The following is a 13,263-nucleotide window of genomic DNA, read 5'->3' as shown; positions in this document are numbered from 1 at the left end:
ACCGGCCCCGGGTGGGCCGGTTGAGCTGGGGTGTCAGCACGGCAGGCCGCGGGGTGTCGCCGCGCCGCGTCGGGTCGGGATGTCCAGGCGTGCCGCACGGCGCAGCAGCCGTTCGGCGAACTCGTTGAGCTGCTGGATGGCCAGGGGCGCCTGCGCGGGCGCGCCAGCGTGGAGCACGCCGGCCTGCTCTCTGAGAGCGGTGACGAGGGTGCGGCACTCGTCGGCGCGCCACAGCCGTTCCTCCACGCTCATCTGGCTCACCTGCGGCCAGGCGAGCGTGTCGAGTTGGTGAGTCATCCCAGCGCACCTCCTGCGCTCAGATGCGCGGCAAGCCCGCCCAGCTGCGGGAGGAGGCCGGGGATCGCGGCCACGCAGCCGAGGGCGACGGCCGGGAACATCACCAGCTGCTCGAACCGCTGGCCGGTGCGAAACCGCAACCAGCGCGGGGGCCGGATCTCATACCAGGTTTCGCCCCGGATCGGCAGGAACGGCCACAGCAACGGGCAGCCGGATTCGGTGAGCGCATCGCCGAGGCAGTGCACGAGGCAGCCCAGCGCGACCGCCAGGCCGAGCCAGCCGGAGGAAGCATCCAGCATGGCGAGCACCGCCTGCCCATCCGGCTGCCCGCGTGACGTCAGCGGCAGCGACAGCCCGGCACCGACGCCGTAGGCGAGCAGCACGGCCGGGCCCAGCCGATCCGCCGCCAGCAGCAGCCCCAACGTCAGCCACGCGGCCACGGCCCACGGCCCCCAGGCGGTGGTCGTGGCGGCGCACAGCCCACCCAGCGCGGCCGCGAACACCAGCGTGTGCGTCAGGTGCCGATGTTGTCCGCCCGGTTCGTCGGCCGGGCCCTTGGTGCGCTCGTAGACCCAGCGCGAGGCGGCCCGCAGCCCACGGGAGAGCCACCCGGTGAGCGGGCCGAGCAGCCGTGTGCCCGACGACGAGGGGTGATCGAGGTCCGGCAGGAGGGCGTAGCCGGCGGTCACCGCGGCGAACGGGCCGAGCGCGGCCCAGCTCGGCCCGGGCTGCTGCGCCGCTTGCGTGTCGAGCCCGATCAGACGACCAACCAGCAGCCCGGCTAACGCCCCGGTCAAGGCATGGGTACGGCCCATCACGGGCGCCTCACCTCCTGCGGCGCGAAGGTGTCCAGCACGCGCCGCAGCTCTGCCGAGCCCGCCATCGCACGCCCGGACAGCTGGTTCTGCAGCTGCTGGCGAACCTGCTGGCGTTGCGGCGCCGATAACCCGCCCCACACGCCGTGCTCCTCGCCGTTGAGCAGCGCGGTCCGCAGGCAATCGCGGATGATCGGACACTGGGCGCAGACCGCGATCGCCTGACGGGCCTCGCGTGCGGTGTCGCCGTCCCACAGGACCGGCCGCGGGTGCGTACGGCACAACACCAGCCGCCCGTCGGCGGTGTAGGCATCGGCCGAGACCCGCGGCTTGAACACGTTGTCCCGCTGCAGCACGGTGCAGGGGTCGGCGTTGGGGTCGTCGATGTCCACCAAGTCCCACTCGTCGGGCGTGTGCCAATGCTCGCGGGCGTGGCGGCGGCGCACGCCCGCCGGGCGTGTGTGCCGCAACTGCTGATAGAGGACGTCCACGACGCGGGCGGTGGACTGGTACACGCGCCGACGGCCCCGGCTGTAGAGGAAATGCACCCCGCTCTTGACGCCCAGCTCGCGGAGCATGACGTCGAGTTCGGCCACGGGGAATCCGAGCGCGCACAGCGCACGCACGCGGCGGACACTGCCCAGGCGGTTGACCCGGTGGTCGATGTCGGGATCCAGATGCCCGCGCCCGGCCGCTTCGAGGCGTTCGTAGCGCCGCGACTTCGCGATCGCGTCTGGACACTCGCACCGGTAATGCAGGCGCGCGCTTCTGGTGCCGTGGCGACGTGCCGGGCAGCCGCCGCGGTCGAGGGACGCCGTGCGCGTCTGCGTCGCAGCGGCCGCGCTCACGCGGCCCCCCGGTGCACCAGGCGGCCGAAGGCCTCCCGGGTCGGGCCGTCCAGCCCGGTGTCCGGGTAGGCCACCAGCCACCGACGGCGGCCGCGCTCGGCCAGCGCGTGGGTGCCACCCGCGGACAGCCGGAACGAGACGAACTGGACGTGTTCGCCGCCGACGATCAGCCGCCCCACCCCGGTCGGGGTCTCGGCCGGGGCCGCGGCGAGGTCGTGGGTGATGGGGCAACTCGAGCGCAGGGCAACGAGCTGGGCGAGGAGCAGGCTGCGCAGCGTCGAGCTGCCCCCGAACGAGGACAGCGTGAGCGCAGGCACGGTGGCCACCACCCCGATGCCCAGCGTGCCGGCCTGGCGCAGCACCGCGGCCCAGCGCTCGCCGTGACCGTCGAAGACGTGGTGGGCGCCTGCGATGAGCACGAGCAGGGCGGGCAGTCCCGCCGCCGGGTAGCTGCTGGCCCGCAGGTCGGCCAGCAGCGCGGCGCGGGCGGCCACGGCCCGCTGCAGGGCGGCGAGCGCGGTCCTGGCGACGTCAGCGACCTCGGCGCCGTCGAGCAGCACGGTGGACTGGTGGGCCAGCGCTGGGTTCGTGAGCCGGGGGCACCCGTTGATGTAGGCGGTGACCAGCGGCATCGTGGCCCGCGCGGTCACCGCGAGCACGGTCGTCAGGTTGCCGACACCGGTGCCGGGGTCGCCGACGATCACCCCGTGCCGCATCCGGCGCGGGGTGGCCAGCGGGTAGCGGGCATGGCCCGCGCCGTCCGGGGTGGGCCCCAGCGCCACACAGCCGGGGTGGTCCTCGTCGGCGTGCAGCGGCCCGCGCAGCAGCGGCGCCGGTACCGCGGGCAGGACTGTGGAGGGCATGCCGGTTCCTTCCGTCGTTGGGTTGGGTGTGTGCGCAGGCCGGGAGCGGCGGTGCTTTCTCAGGGCGTCAGCCGTCCCCGGCGCCGGTGTTTGTGCAGCTCAGTGCGGTGATTCGGTGGCGGGCCCGGCCGGTGCGGCCAGGTATCCTGGGCGCGTGAGCGACACGGAGACCTTTTCCCACGCGGCGCGCCTGGGTGGCCTGCGCCCGGAGGTGATCAACCGGTTCGTCGCCACGCAGGCCGCGGTGCACGTCCTCGGGCCGCCCAACAGCAACAAGGCGCTCCGGCCGCTGGTCCGCGATTTGACCACCTGGCTGCGCAAGGCCAAGGACGAGCCCGACGCCGAGCTGCGACGCCGCGTGCTGCTGATGGTCACCGAGGGACGGCGCGGGCAGGGGTGGCCCGAGAACGAGGTCGCCTCGCGCATCCGCGAGCTGGCCGAGGACGTGTACAACAGCATCGCGTGACCCCGGCGCCTACCGCGCCATGACCGCGCCGCCGCCGACGGCGTGCCTTGCCAGCCGCTCAGCGCGGCAGTAGGGCTCCAGATCGGGTGTGTGTGCACCGGTTTTTCCTTCCTGCGGGTTGGTGTGGGACCGCCGGGCGGCGCGGGCTGCTTTCTCAGGGCGTCTCCCACGCCGCCCGGACGGACAGGTCAGGCCGCCGTGGTGGTGGCCTCGTAGCGCACCGCTGGTCCGCTACCGGTCTTGGTGACCAGCTCCTTGCCGGCCAGCGCGCCGAGCAGCGCACCGACCCGCTGGCGGGTGAGTCCGACGTGCTCGGCGATCGCGCCCGGCTGGGCGTAGCCAGCCCGGACCGCTGCGAGCACGCGTTGCTCGGAGTCGGACAGCTCCGGGCCCGGCGACGGAGTCGATGCCGCCGCCACCGGCGCCACCGGCGCCGAGTTCGGCGCGGCCGCACCATCGGTGCCGCGCGGCTTGGGCACGGTGGGCAGCACCATCCGCGTCGGCTGCGGCGTGGCGCCGCCGTGGCCGGTCACCGCGGTCGTCCCGGCTGCGGAGGCCGCGGCCGGTGCTGTCGGCGTGGCGATGGAGTCGCGGCGGGCCCGGTCCCCGGCAGCGCGGGTGCCGTGGTCCAGGTCGATCTTCGTGGCCTGCTCGTACCAGTCCTCGACCAGCAGCAGCTCCTTCGGAAAGGACTTGCCCTTGGACGCGCCCTTGGCCGCGTCCTCGCGGGTGGGCACCCAGCGGTTCTTGAACGGGGCGTGCCGGGCGGTTTCGCCGAGGGTGTGGCCGTAGCCAGGGATGGCGGGCAGATCGTGCAGGTTGAACTGGCCGTGCGACAGGATCTGGCCCTGGCTGCGCTCGTCGGTGCGCAGCCCGACCGCGTTGCCCGCGCGCAGGCTGCCGCGCAGCACCGACTTTTTGAACGTCTCCAGCGATCCGTCCTGGTCGGCCATGATCACCGCGATGCCGACCTTGCGGGCCTCGCGGGCGAGCTTGGCCCACTTGTCGGCGTTGTCCTTGGTGACCACGACGTGCGCCTCGTCGACGATGACGAGGATGCCGGGATAGTCCGGGGACGGGTTGAACCCGTGGCCGCCGCCGCGGCGGTTGCGTTGCCGGTACTGCTGCATGGCGATCAGCCGACGCAGCGCGTACTCGGCGTCGTCGGCGCCGTAGCGTTCCTGGGCGTGCTCCCACAGTTGGGGGCAGGACATGCCGTCCTGGCCGTCGACGTGGATGACGTAGGTGCAGGCGGTGTACAGCGCGGTCAAGGCGATGACGTCGATGAGCCGCGACTTGCCCGACCCGGTGCCGCCGACGATCAGCCCGCCCCAGATGCTGTTGTCGGTGTACAGCCGCCACACCGCGTCGCCCAGCCCGTCGATGTAGGGGCCGAGCACGATCCGGCCGTCGACGAACTGCGGGCCGTGGAAGTACACGTCCCCGGCGACCGGCGAGGCGGTGACCACGCGGAACCGGGCCAGCGCCGGGTTCTCCTCGACGGGATCGACGGTCAGCTTGGTCTCCGGGTGCCCGAGCCCGCTGGCGATCTTGGACATGTTCGAGCGCACCATGTCCAGGTCGTGCTTGCCCGGGCGCAGCCGCAGCACGTATTCGATGCCGTGCTCGAACGGCTCTCCGCTGACCAGCTGGGATCCGGCCAGCACGCAGCCGCTGCCGCCGAGGTACTCGGCCCAGCGGCGTGGGTAGAGCGCCAGCATCGACTCGTCCACCTCGACCGGCGCCAGCTCGGTCTCGGGTGCGGGTTCGACAGCCTCGGGATGGCGGTTGGCCGCCCACCAGCGGGCGCCGAAGGCGTAATCGCCGGCCAGCGCCAACGCCAGGCTGCCCCAGGTGACCCCGGCGGTCACCGCGATCACCATCCACAGCGAGGTCGCGGTGGTCAGCAGTGCCGACCACAGGGTCCACTCGGCGAGAGCGTGCTCGCGGCGCCGCAGCCACACGTGGCCCACCGCGCCCGCCGTCGCGCAGGCCAGGCCGGTCACCACTGCCGCGACCCCGGCCGCCTGTGCCTGAATCGCCAGCGAGTGCACCACTTGCGCCAGGCCGAGCAGACCGGCCGCGATGTAGTGCGGCATCAGTTGCTTGCGGTTGCGGCGCTCAAGCTCGGCCAGCAGCTTGCGTTCGGAGCGCTGCGCGGCGCGCCGCTGGGCACGGTTGCGGGGCTGGGCAGCGTTCGTGGCGTCGTCTGCGGCGCCGCGGACGGTCTGGTCGACGCTGGCGTCCTCGGGCAGCGCCGCCATCGCCTGCATGGTGGCCTCGGCGAAGCTGGCCGCGGTGCGCTCGATGTGCTGCTGCAGCTCCGGCGTCACGGTCGCCGGGCGACCGCCCTGCCCGCGCGCGGCGGGGCGAGATGCGGTTTTCGGCATGGCGTTGAGTCCCTCCTGGTCTGGCCGGTGTCGGCCACGGCGCCCGCACACCCCCAGCGACGGGGCGAAGGGTGTGCGGGACCGAAACGACACCCGCGCCGGCTACTCGGCGGTGACGAAGGCCTTGTCGCCAGCGTTCGGGGTGACCGAGTAGGCCTCCTGGACACCGCGGTGGCTCTCCAGCTCGGTGGCCAGGCTGTTCGCGGCCGCCGCGGCGGCCTCCAGCTGGGCCAGCGCCGCCTGCAGCTCGGTGATGGCGCCGGTCATCTGCTCCTGCACCGAGCCGACGTCGGTGAGCGGCTGACCGCTCACTCCACCGGCTTCCAGGTCGGCGCGCGCCTGCTCACAGGAGGCGGCGGTCTCATCGCTGCCGGGCAGGATCGCGCTGATCTGGTCGTAGGCGTGGGTGCACTGCGAGGCCATGCCCTGCGCGTAGGCGATCGCAGAATCCAGGCCGGTGATCTCGGGGTTCGTCACGGGAAGCTCCATTCGTGTGACCGTGTTGGGGTTGCGCTTGAACGGGATGACGTTGGTCGGCAGTGATGTGAGTGATGTGTGGGTGTCCTCCTTGGCGTCGGCGTGGGGGTCCGGCTCGTCGTCGACGTCGTCGCCGAAGCCGTGGCCGAAGTGGCGGCGGTATTCCTCGTCGGAGGGCGTCCAGTAGTGCGCCGAGGAGATGCCGCAGTCGGCGTTGTCGCATGCGGTGTCGACCATCGCGGCGCCGTCGCCCTCGTCGGCGTGCAGCGATCCCGGCACCGGTCGTTGCGTGCCGGTACCGCAGGGGCAGGCGCTGGTGGCCTCGCTCGGGATCTGAAACCCGGTGGTCGGGTCTTGCCCGGGCTCCCCCGCCATCGGCTGCCCGGCGGCCACCTCACGGGCGTGCTGGGCCTCGCGGGCGTTCTTCATCTCGCGCACCGCGTCGTAGAACAGCGCCGAGTCCCACTCCCCGTCCGCGCCGGCGATCGCCGAGGCGTAGCTGTCGACCTCGGGGTTGTTCCTGGCGAAGCGGTCGAGCTCGTCGGCGTCGCGCGGACTGCGAGAGTTGTCGCCGGTGTCCGGGGCCGAACCCGCCGTCGGCGTCGGGGCGGGATGCGGCGGCTCGGTGATGCCGCTGCCCGCCGGTCCTTGGCCCGGCTGGGGCACCTGCGCAGAGAACCCGGCCGGTGCCGCGGCACCCGGCTTGGGGCCGAGCTGGCCCGCCGCGGCCCCGCTGGCCGGGGTGGCCTCCCCCGGCGTCGGCACCTCGGCGCTGAACCCGGCCTTGGCGACGCGCTTGGCATCCTGGCGTTCCCAGCGCCGCTGCTGCCGCTGTTGCTTGGCGGCGATCTTGCGAGCCTGCTTCTCCTTGCGGTGCTCGGCCATGAGCTGGCGCTTGTGGTGTGCAGAGTCCCAGGCATCGTCGATCAGGCCGGTCATGTAGCGGCCGAACGACGACTGCGGCACCCGGCCACCGTTGGCCTGCCGCGCCTTCAGCTTCGCCATCCGGTACTCGTGCCGGGGCGGCTGGTGGCCGCGCACACTGGCGCTGACGTCTTCGCTGACGCGCACGATCACGTACGCGAGCAGCAAGCAGAAAAGAAGCACGGGGATCTCACCTCCCCTTTCGGGTCAGAAGAACGGGTGGAAGACGGCCTGGATCACGACGAGCACCAGGACCACGGCCGCCACGACGCGCGAATCGCGGTCGAAAATCCAGTCCAGGTACAAACACAGCGCCCGGAACGGCAGTCGGATCGCCGCCGTGACGCGGGAGACGTTCCGCACGGCCTCGTCCTCGGGCAGATGCTGGCCATGGCGCGCCCACAGCCACGTGCTCTTCAGTGGCGGGCGTCCGTGCTCCCACAGATCCGGCGGTGTCCACTGCTGGCGCGCCTGCGCTGCCCACTGCCGACTGTGCTCGGCCAGCGTCACCGGCGCCGACTGCGCGCCGATCACCGGCTTGTCAGGCTTGGCCGCAGCGGCCGAGTGCTGCTCGGCGTGCTCGGTCACGGCGGGAATCTCGGCGGTGACCTCGGCGCCCGTTTCCGGCGCAACGCTGCTGGTCATCGGCCTTTCCTCTCGTAGCGGGTCAGAAGTTCCTCGGCCGGAGCGATCAGGTCAGCCACTGCGGTGGCGATGATGTCGGTGCGCTGCTCCGGGGTGGCGCACTTGTTCAGCGCGATCCGCAGGTGATCGGCAGCGGCGGCGATCTGGTCGGTGTCGCTGCGGATCCGCTCGACTCGTTCCCAGTAGAGGCGGCGCCACCGCGCCACACGGGCGCTGCGGCTGTCGCGGTGCCCACCCATCAGCCGCTGATCAGATAGCCCAGGCCCTGGCTTCCGAAGTTGGTCACAGCGTCGGCGAAGGTGCCGCCGCCTGCCGCGATCGGGCCAGAGCTGATGATGAACAGCAACGGCAGCATGAACAGGCAGCACATCTCCCACGTGTTCGCCTTCTTGTCCCGCAAGCCATAGGCCACGGCGAGGATGCCGATCACGACCAGAAGCGCTGCGACTAGCGCCGGTCTCGCACCGGTCCAGCCGAACAGTGCACCAAGAAGCTGGGCAAGAAGGCCCGCCAGCCAGCCACCCAGGGAGGTCGACGCCAACGAGCATGCGACCAAGGCGGTGACGAAGGTGACGACGTACCACTTCTTCCACTTCGGCCACTGCTTGTGCAGCAAAATCAGGATCACGCCCGTGAAGATGAGCAACAGCCAGGCCATCGCCAGATCACGTCCTTCCATCATTGGGTTGGGTTGGGTTATTCGTTTGATGGGGCGGGAAGCCGGCGGCCGGGCAGCGGGTGAGGGGGTGTTCCCGCTTCTCAGGAGCCCGGCCGCCGACGACTAGGGAGTCAGCGACCGCCCAGGTAGATCCCGGCGACCCTGCGGGCGGCTGCATGTCCGATGCCGTTGGGCAGCTGCGACCGCAGGCACTTGATCACCTGGGTCACCGAGGGCTCGACCGGGAGTTGGCCGTTGGCGGTGGCCCGGCGCAGCAGCGCCAGGTGCTCGGCCGTGGTCTCGTCATCCCGGAAGATCACGATCGGCGCGTTCTTGGACTGCGCGATCGCCTGCCCGTACAGGTTCGAGGCGAGATGCCAGGCGATGACCGCGGTGACGACCAAGGCGGGCACCAGCAGGTGCGCGAGCAGATCAGTGGACTGCCAGCCGTACCGGATCCCGGACGGAACGACGTTGAGCAGCACCGACGCCAGCGCCAGGCTGCCATCGAACCAGTAGAACCCGCGATTGATCGTGATGCCGCGCTTGCGGGCCGTGAACTGCGCAACCATCGAGATCGCCAGCAGCACCGACGCCAGCGGCTCGACCAGGTAGGCCGTCCACGAGCCGTGCACGCCCACCAGGCCGTCGTGCACGTTCTTCGCCATGTAGGCCACACCGCCCGCGATCAGCACGAACGCGGCCCAGCTGGACGCGACGAGCTTGCGGTAGTCGGCGCCGATCGCCCGCGCCGGATCCAGGATCCGATCCCGCGCCCGCGTGGCCCGCTCGTCCCAGAAGTCCCACCGGCGGTTCCGGCGGGTCCGGCGCACCTCGGCCACACCCGAGCGCTTGCGCTCCTTGCGCTGCTTACCGCGGACATGCTCGGCAACCTTGGTGTCCTTCTTCTCCTCCTCGGGAGAGGGCACCTCGTGCAGCACCGGGTCTTCGCTGAGCTCGACATACTCGCGCGCCAGCTCGTTAGCCGTCCTGCGGTCCGCCACCCGCTGCCGCAGCTGACGCACCACCTCGGACTCCTCCGACTCGGCCGCAGCACGTGGCGTCTCGGCCGCCACCAAGTCCTGCGGACCCGCCTCGACATCGAGCGGCGTCCTCGGCACCGCAGAGTCCTCCACGGTGTGCCCGTTACGGGGCCGCTCGTCGGTTACCGTCACTACTCCTCCTTCGTGTTTGCGCTGCTCACCGGTGTCAGCGCCTCGACGATGTGCTCCCAGACGTCCCGCTCCTCGTCGGCCAGCTCGCGCAACCAAGTGCCGGGCTCGACGTAGCGGCTGGCCAACTCGCGGTCCCGCGCGATGTCCTCCAGCTCGTCGCACAAGGCACGCACCCGCAGACCCATCTCGGTGTCCGCGGTGGCCGTGGACAGGAACCCGGCCAGGACTTCCCGTCCGGTCTGGCGGGCGCTGGTCTTCCTTCCGGCGGCAGCCGGGGCGGCGGTCACCGTGTTCGTCATCGGGAACCACCACCCCGGCGCATCAGCAGCCGGAACGTGACGACCGCAGCCGCCACCACGATCAGCGCACCCGCGAGCTTGACCCCGGAAACCGGGGCCAGCACCGCAACAACCAGCGCCATGCCACCCACCAACGTGGCCAGCAGCGGCGCCCCGATGCCCTCGGCGTCGTCCAGCGGAAACACCTCCGCCGACTGGGCGGCCTCAGCCTGTTCAGGCCGCTCAGCAGGCACATCGACCGCGGTGGGGTCGGTGGTGTAGTCGGTGCTCGTCATGCCCGCACCTCCTGCGGCGCGGCCTCACGACGCGCCATCAGCGCGTTCCGCTCGTCCTCGTCCAGGCCGCCCCAAACGCCCGCGTCCTGCCCGGACTCCAGCGCCCAGGCCAAGCAATCGGCCTCGACCGGGCAGCGCTGGCACACAGCCTTGGCCGCGGCAGCCTGACGAAGAGCCGGGCCGTTCGTGCCGACCGGGAAGAACAACTCCGGGTCCTCCTCACGGCACGCCGCCCGTTCCACCCAGGTCAGATTCCTCATGCCGCACCTCGCACACCCGCACGCTTGTCCGGCGCCAGGCTCCGCAACCGGCGCCGCTGCGCGCGCTGCTCAGCCAGCGAGGGCACAAGATCATCGACATCATCGACCCGCGCGTTCACCCGCACGGCCTTTCGGATGACAGCGGCCGGGACACGGCCACCGTCGCTCGATGCCAGAGGTAGGCTGGACATCGCAGATACCTCCAATCGCTGTGGATCGGTACTTCTGCTCCGGCCCCGCCCTGGTTGCCGCCAGGCGGGGCCACTTCTTTCTCGCTGCGGATCGCTTTCCTTCCTCCCTGTCTGGTTGCCGCCGTGAGCAGGGAGGTTGTGTCAACAAGGCGTAGTTTATGCAGTTCTAAGTGAATAAAGCAAGGGTGTGTCGTCGATGTTCTCCCTCATGCTCCGCTCAGGTGATTCGTCGGTACTCGGCCGCGATGCGCGCGAGTTCTGCGCGAGCCTCGTCCCCGTACGAGACGAAGCCGTTCGAGCGACTGCCAGTGCTGTCGGAGACGTCGGCCCCCACGAGCTCATCCCAGTGGTCTTCGTAGCTCTTGACTACGGCCGGATCGGTGATCAGTGCAGTGGCATCGATGGTGCCGAACATGACGGCACGTGAGTCGTAGATGTCGACAGTGTGCATGACGGGAACGGTCACCGGCGTGGTCCACGGAACCACGCCGAGGTGCACATTTCGGCGTTTCGAGACCTCGATAAGGTGGTCAACCTGAGAGGCCATCACGGCAGCGCCGCCCATGTTCCACCGAAGCGCACCCTCTGTCACGATGAACTCGAACATGCGGTCAGTCTCGAGTAGACGCTGTCGGCTCATCCTGGCGTTGATGGTGAGATCGAGGTCATCCAGCGACAGCGCGTCGCCAAACAGGCTGCGCGTGTACTCCCGAGTCTGGAGCAACCCAGGAACCACAGTTGGAGCGATGCAGCGTATACGGCCCGCGATCTCCTCGATTCGGCCGATGCGCTCCTGGAGCATCCAGCCGCCGCGTTCCAGGACGACACGGGCCGAGATCCGGTCTTCACGCAGCTCGTTCGCCATCTGCATCAGCTCACGCCGCACGTCGGCGGGAGCCTTGTAGACCCGACAGAGGTTCTTGACGTGCTCCGGGGCGGGCGCATACTCGCCTGTCTCAGTGCGGGATACCTTGGACTGGCTAAGCCCGGACTGCTTTGCGGCCTCGGTTTGCGAGAGTCCGGCCTTCTGGCGCAGCTCACGGAGAGTTGCCGACAGCTTGTTGGTCGGCGTCTTCATCGGCCGGCCAGTCATCCGAGACTCGGGTGGCTGGTGGGTTGGGTTCATCGGGGCCTTTCTCAGGCGGCTGAGCGATCCCGGTGGTAGTTCGGGTGTCGGCGCCAGTAGTCGGTGAAATCTTCCCCCGCCGACCAGGCTGCTTGCCTCGCTGCGATATACCGGGGGATCAGCTCGGGCGCGCCAATGCTCGCGCCTCGGAAGGCGCCGTCCGAGTCGTAATGCATTAGCACTAGGTGTTCATCGCCGATCAACCAGAAGTCCTGGTCCGGCACCCGGTCTGGTTTGTCCTGCTCAGCGGTGTCGATGATGCGGATGTGTTCGCCTGCAGCGGCATTAGCGGTGTACGCCCACTCGAACTCGTATCGCAGGTAGTCGTTCAATGGCGATTGGACGAGATGTACGCGGTAGGTGTACAGGCCTTGCGCAACCTCGCTTCGAATGACGTCGGGCCAGGTGCTCGTCGGGCCGGGCAGGCCAGCTAGGTACCGACGAAAGTCCTCATCCTCGTTGGCGGCGCTGTACCACGCGAGGGTTTCCAGGCGAAAGAGCGTCGAGGTGAAGTGCTGTTCGATGTACTCACCGAGCTGTCGCTCATCGAGCATCGGTCACCTCCAGTTCGCGCAGCATGGCGCGCGGAACCTCCACCGCGTTCTCCCCCGTCGGCATGTTCAACTCGGCCAGGACGTCCGGGTCGGTGACTTGGTCACCACTGAGCAGCACGGTTTCGCGATCGGTGAGAAAGAGGCCGCTTCTTGGCGCGGCAGTAGCAAGCTCGGGGAGCAGCGACATCGGGACCTCCACGGTTACCTGTCCCGATGCAAGTGCCTGCTCAGGCGGCACGTCATAGCCTTGGACCACGTAAGTGCCCCGGTCGGTGCTGTTGATGTTCGGGCAGGTCCGGCCACTGCCGCACATGTCCCGCTGTAGGACGATACGCATTTGGTCTCCTCTCGACATGGGCGGAGCAGCCCTTGACATCGCTTGCTTTATTCAGTCTTCTATGCATATAGGACGGAGTCAACCAGGGAGAGCTGCCGCTCGGCTGGGGTACACCCAGCAGCCTTTCCGCTTGCGGAAAGGCCAGCGTTTACGTCAGCTCTCCTGCCAGCCATGACCAGCCACTATGACGACACGCCGGACACTGGCAAAGCCAGATTCTTTGCAAACACCCTGCTACGTTGCCGGTGCTCAACGGAACCCCGAGCAGGGAGGCGTGATGCAGATCGGCGAGTTCAACCGGAACATCTCGGCGCGGTTTGCTGAGGTCGTTGCCAGTGGAGAACCGGCCCTGATCACCCGCCACAAGGACTGCAAACCGTACGTGACGGTTTGCCCACATGACCTGTTCGAGGACCTGTTGGCCGCAGCTGGGAAGAAGGGCCAGCGCGTACTAGCGCGCCACCAGGCCAAAGCTGCGGAGCGGCACCAGACCACTCAAGAGGAGCTGCCCTTGAACGTAAACGTCGCTTAACGACGCAACGCCCCACCCGAGCTGCCAACTCGGTGGGGCGTTGATCGCCGAACTGCATATTCGACTGTTCTGTTCACCCGTCCGACCGGGACTTCTGTAGGAGGGAGCACCCCGGCCGGTAGGTGGGCTCT

18 protein-coding genes are annotated in these 13,263 nt (G+C 69.8%); 2 read left to right on the top strand and 16 right to left on the bottom strand.

The window, feature by feature from the left end; all coding sequences use genetic code 11:
• Positions 1-33: 33 nt before the first annotated feature.
• From BAY60_RS00405 to BAY60_RS00390, 4 genes are read right to left on the bottom strand one after another with little or no spacing between them, the layout of a single operon-like run.
• Positions 34-297, bottom strand: coding sequence for a hypothetical protein (locus BAY60_RS00405; protein ID WP_112278815.1), 264 nt, complete (start codon positions 295-297; stop codon positions 34-36).
• Positions 294-1,112, bottom strand: a complete 819-nt coding sequence (locus BAY60_RS00400; protein ID WP_342769736.1) for a metal-dependent hydrolase — start codon at positions 1,110-1,112, stop codon at positions 294-296. The genes BAY60_RS00405 and BAY60_RS00400 overlap by 4 nt, the downstream gene beginning before the upstream one ends.
• Positions 1,112-1,960, bottom strand: a complete 849-nt coding sequence (locus tag BAY60_RS00395) for a WhiB family transcriptional regulator (RefSeq protein ID WP_112278813.1) — start codon at positions 1,958-1,960, stop codon at positions 1,112-1,114. Before BAY60_RS00395 ends, BAY60_RS00400 begins: the two co-directional genes overlap by 1 nt.
• Complete coding sequence (locus tag BAY60_RS00390; RefSeq protein WP_112278812.1) at positions 1,957-2,823, bottom strand: hypothetical protein; 867 nt, start codon at positions 2,821-2,823, stop codon at positions 1,957-1,959. Before BAY60_RS00390 ends, BAY60_RS00395 begins: the two co-directional genes overlap by 4 nt.
• Before the next feature lie 154 nt (positions 2,824-2,977).
• Between BAY60_RS00390 and BAY60_RS00385 the strand changes: the two genes are divergently transcribed.
• Positions 2,978-3,289 (top strand): hypothetical protein, encoded by a 312-nt coding sequence (locus BAY60_RS00385; RefSeq protein WP_112278811.1) that lies wholly within the window; start codon positions 2,978-2,980, stop codon positions 3,287-3,289.
• 188 nt (positions 3,290-3,477) lie between these two features.
• On the opposite strand, the gene BAY60_RS00380 is transcribed toward BAY60_RS00385, so the two are convergent.
• The 12 genes from BAY60_RS00380 to BAY60_RS37750 form a co-directional block, all read right to left on the bottom strand.
• The gene (locus tag BAY60_RS00380) at positions 3,478-5,679 is read right to left on the bottom strand and encodes a hypothetical protein (RefSeq protein WP_146770956.1); all 2,202 of its coding nucleotides are present in this window, start codon (positions 5,677-5,679) and stop codon (positions 3,478-3,480) included.
• A gap of 102 nt (positions 5,680-5,781) precedes the next feature.
• Positions 5,782-7,263, bottom strand: a complete 1,482-nt coding sequence (locus BAY60_RS00375) for a hypothetical protein (RefSeq protein WP_112278809.1) — start codon at positions 7,261-7,263, stop codon at positions 5,782-5,784.
• A gap of 24 nt (positions 7,264-7,287) precedes the next feature.
• Positions 7,288-7,725, bottom strand: coding sequence for a hypothetical protein (locus BAY60_RS00370; RefSeq protein WP_112278808.1), 438 nt, complete (start codon positions 7,723-7,725; stop codon positions 7,288-7,290).
• Positions 7,722-7,964, bottom strand: a complete 243-nt coding sequence (locus BAY60_RS00365) for a hypothetical protein (RefSeq protein ID WP_112278807.1) — start codon at positions 7,962-7,964, stop codon at positions 7,722-7,724. Before BAY60_RS00365 ends, BAY60_RS00370 begins: the two co-directional genes overlap by 4 nt.
• Positions 7,964-8,383 carry a hypothetical protein gene (locus tag BAY60_RS00360; protein ID WP_112278806.1) on the bottom strand — a complete coding sequence of 140 codons (420 nt, stop codon included), beginning with the start codon at positions 8,381-8,383 and terminating at the stop codon, positions 7,964-7,966. The genes BAY60_RS00365 and BAY60_RS00360 overlap by 1 nt, the downstream gene beginning before the upstream one ends.
• Before the next feature lie 131 nt (positions 8,384-8,514).
• Positions 8,515-9,558, bottom strand: coding sequence for a hypothetical protein (locus tag BAY60_RS00355; RefSeq protein ID WP_112278805.1), 1,044 nt, complete (start codon positions 9,556-9,558; stop codon positions 8,515-8,517).
• The gene (locus BAY60_RS00350; protein ID WP_112278804.1) at positions 9,558-9,857 is read right to left on the bottom strand and encodes a hypothetical protein; all 300 of its coding nucleotides are present in this window, start codon (positions 9,855-9,857) and stop codon (positions 9,558-9,560) included. The genes BAY60_RS00355 and BAY60_RS00350 overlap by 1 nt, the downstream gene beginning before the upstream one ends.
• Entirely contained in the window at positions 9,854-10,132 is a 279-nt protein-coding gene (locus BAY60_RS00345; RefSeq protein WP_112278803.1) for a hypothetical protein, read from the bottom strand. Before BAY60_RS00345 ends, BAY60_RS00350 begins: the two co-directional genes overlap by 4 nt.
• Positions 10,129-10,383, bottom strand: a complete 255-nt coding sequence (locus tag BAY60_RS00340) for a WhiB family transcriptional regulator (RefSeq protein WP_112278884.1) — start codon at positions 10,381-10,383, stop codon at positions 10,129-10,131. Before BAY60_RS00340 ends, BAY60_RS00345 begins: the two co-directional genes overlap by 4 nt.
• 417 nt (positions 10,384-10,800) lie before the next feature.
• On the bottom strand, positions 10,801-11,661 hold the full coding sequence (locus BAY60_RS00335; RefSeq protein ID WP_112278883.1) for a helix-turn-helix domain-containing protein: 861 nt from the start codon (positions 11,659-11,661) through the stop codon (positions 10,801-10,803).
• Positions 11,662-11,720: 59 nt separating this feature from the next.
• Entirely contained in the window at positions 11,721-12,263 is a 543-nt protein-coding gene (locus BAY60_RS00330) for a DUF6879 family protein (protein ID WP_112278802.1), read from the bottom strand.
• Complete coding sequence (locus BAY60_RS37750) at positions 12,253-12,600, bottom strand: hypothetical protein (protein ID WP_211787789.1); 348 nt, start codon at positions 12,598-12,600, stop codon at positions 12,253-12,255. The genes BAY60_RS00330 and BAY60_RS37750 overlap by 11 nt, the downstream gene beginning before the upstream one ends.
• Positions 12,601-12,877: 277 nt before the next feature.
• Between BAY60_RS37750 and BAY60_RS00320 the strand changes: the two genes are divergently transcribed.
• Positions 12,878-13,132, top strand: coding sequence for a hypothetical protein (locus BAY60_RS00320; protein ID WP_112278801.1), 255 nt, complete (start codon positions 12,878-12,880; stop codon positions 13,130-13,132).
• Positions 13,133-13,263 lie beyond the last annotated feature (131 nt).

It is taken from the genome of Prauserella muralis (assembly GCF_003202285.1).
In the GTDB taxonomy this organism is placed as follows: domain Bacteria; phylum Actinomycetota; class Actinomycetes; order Mycobacteriales; family Pseudonocardiaceae; genus Prauserella_B; species Prauserella_B muralis.
The sequence above is the reverse complement of the archived record's forward strand: the minus strand, read 5'-3'. Positions and strand labels throughout refer to the sequence as shown.

What these genes read in the sequence shown, in the direction of transcription:
- BAY60_RS00405 (WP_112278815.1), bottom strand. Translation starts at nt 297, where the DNA reads ATGACTCACCAACTCGACACGCTCGCCTGGCCGCAGGTGAGCCAGATG.
- BAY60_RS00400 (WP_342769736.1), bottom strand. Translation starts at nt 1,112, where the DNA reads ATGGGCCGTACCCATGCCTTGACCGGGGCGTTAGCCGGGCTGCTGGTT.
- BAY60_RS00390 (WP_112278812.1), bottom strand. Translation starts at nt 2,823, where the DNA reads ATGCCCTCCACAGTCCTGCCCGCGGTACCGGCGCCGCTGCTGCGCGGG.
- BAY60_RS00380 (WP_146770956.1), bottom strand. Translation starts at nt 5,679, where the DNA reads ATGCCGAAAACCGCATCTCGCCCCGCCGCGCGCGGGCAGGGCGGTCGC.
- BAY60_RS00370 (WP_112278808.1), bottom strand. Translation starts at nt 7,725, where the DNA reads ATGACCAGCAGCGTTGCGCCGGAAACGGGCGCCGAGGTCACCGCCGAG.
- BAY60_RS00365 (WP_112278807.1), bottom strand. Translation starts at nt 7,964, where the DNA reads ATGGGTGGGCACCGCGACAGCCGCAGCGCCCGTGTGGCGCGGTGGCGC.
- BAY60_RS00360 (WP_112278806.1), bottom strand. Translation starts at nt 8,383, where the DNA reads ATGGCCTGGCTGTTGCTCATCTTCACGGGCGTGATCCTGATTTTGCTG.
- BAY60_RS00350 (WP_112278804.1), bottom strand. Translation starts at nt 9,857, where the DNA reads ATGACGAACACGGTGACCGCCGCCCCGGCTGCCGCCGGAAGGAAGACC.
- BAY60_RS00345 (WP_112278803.1), bottom strand. Translation starts at nt 10,132, where the DNA reads ATGACGAGCACCGACTACACCACCGACCCCACCGCGGTCGATGTGCCT.
- BAY60_RS00335 (WP_112278883.1), bottom strand. Translation starts at nt 11,661, where the DNA reads ATGAAGACGCCGACCAACAAGCTGTCGGCAACTCTCCGTGAGCTGCGC.
- BAY60_RS00330 (WP_112278802.1), bottom strand. Translation starts at nt 12,263, where the DNA reads ATGCTCGATGAGCGACAGCTCGGTGAGTACATCGAACAGCACTTCACC.
- BAY60_RS37750 (WP_211787789.1), bottom strand. Translation starts at nt 12,600, where the DNA reads ATGCGTATCGTCCTACAGCGGGACATGTGCGGCAGTGGCCGGACCTGC.
- BAY60_RS00320 (WP_112278801.1), top strand. Translation starts at nt 12,878, where the DNA reads ATGCAGATCGGCGAGTTCAACCGGAACATCTCGGCGCGGTTTGCTGAG.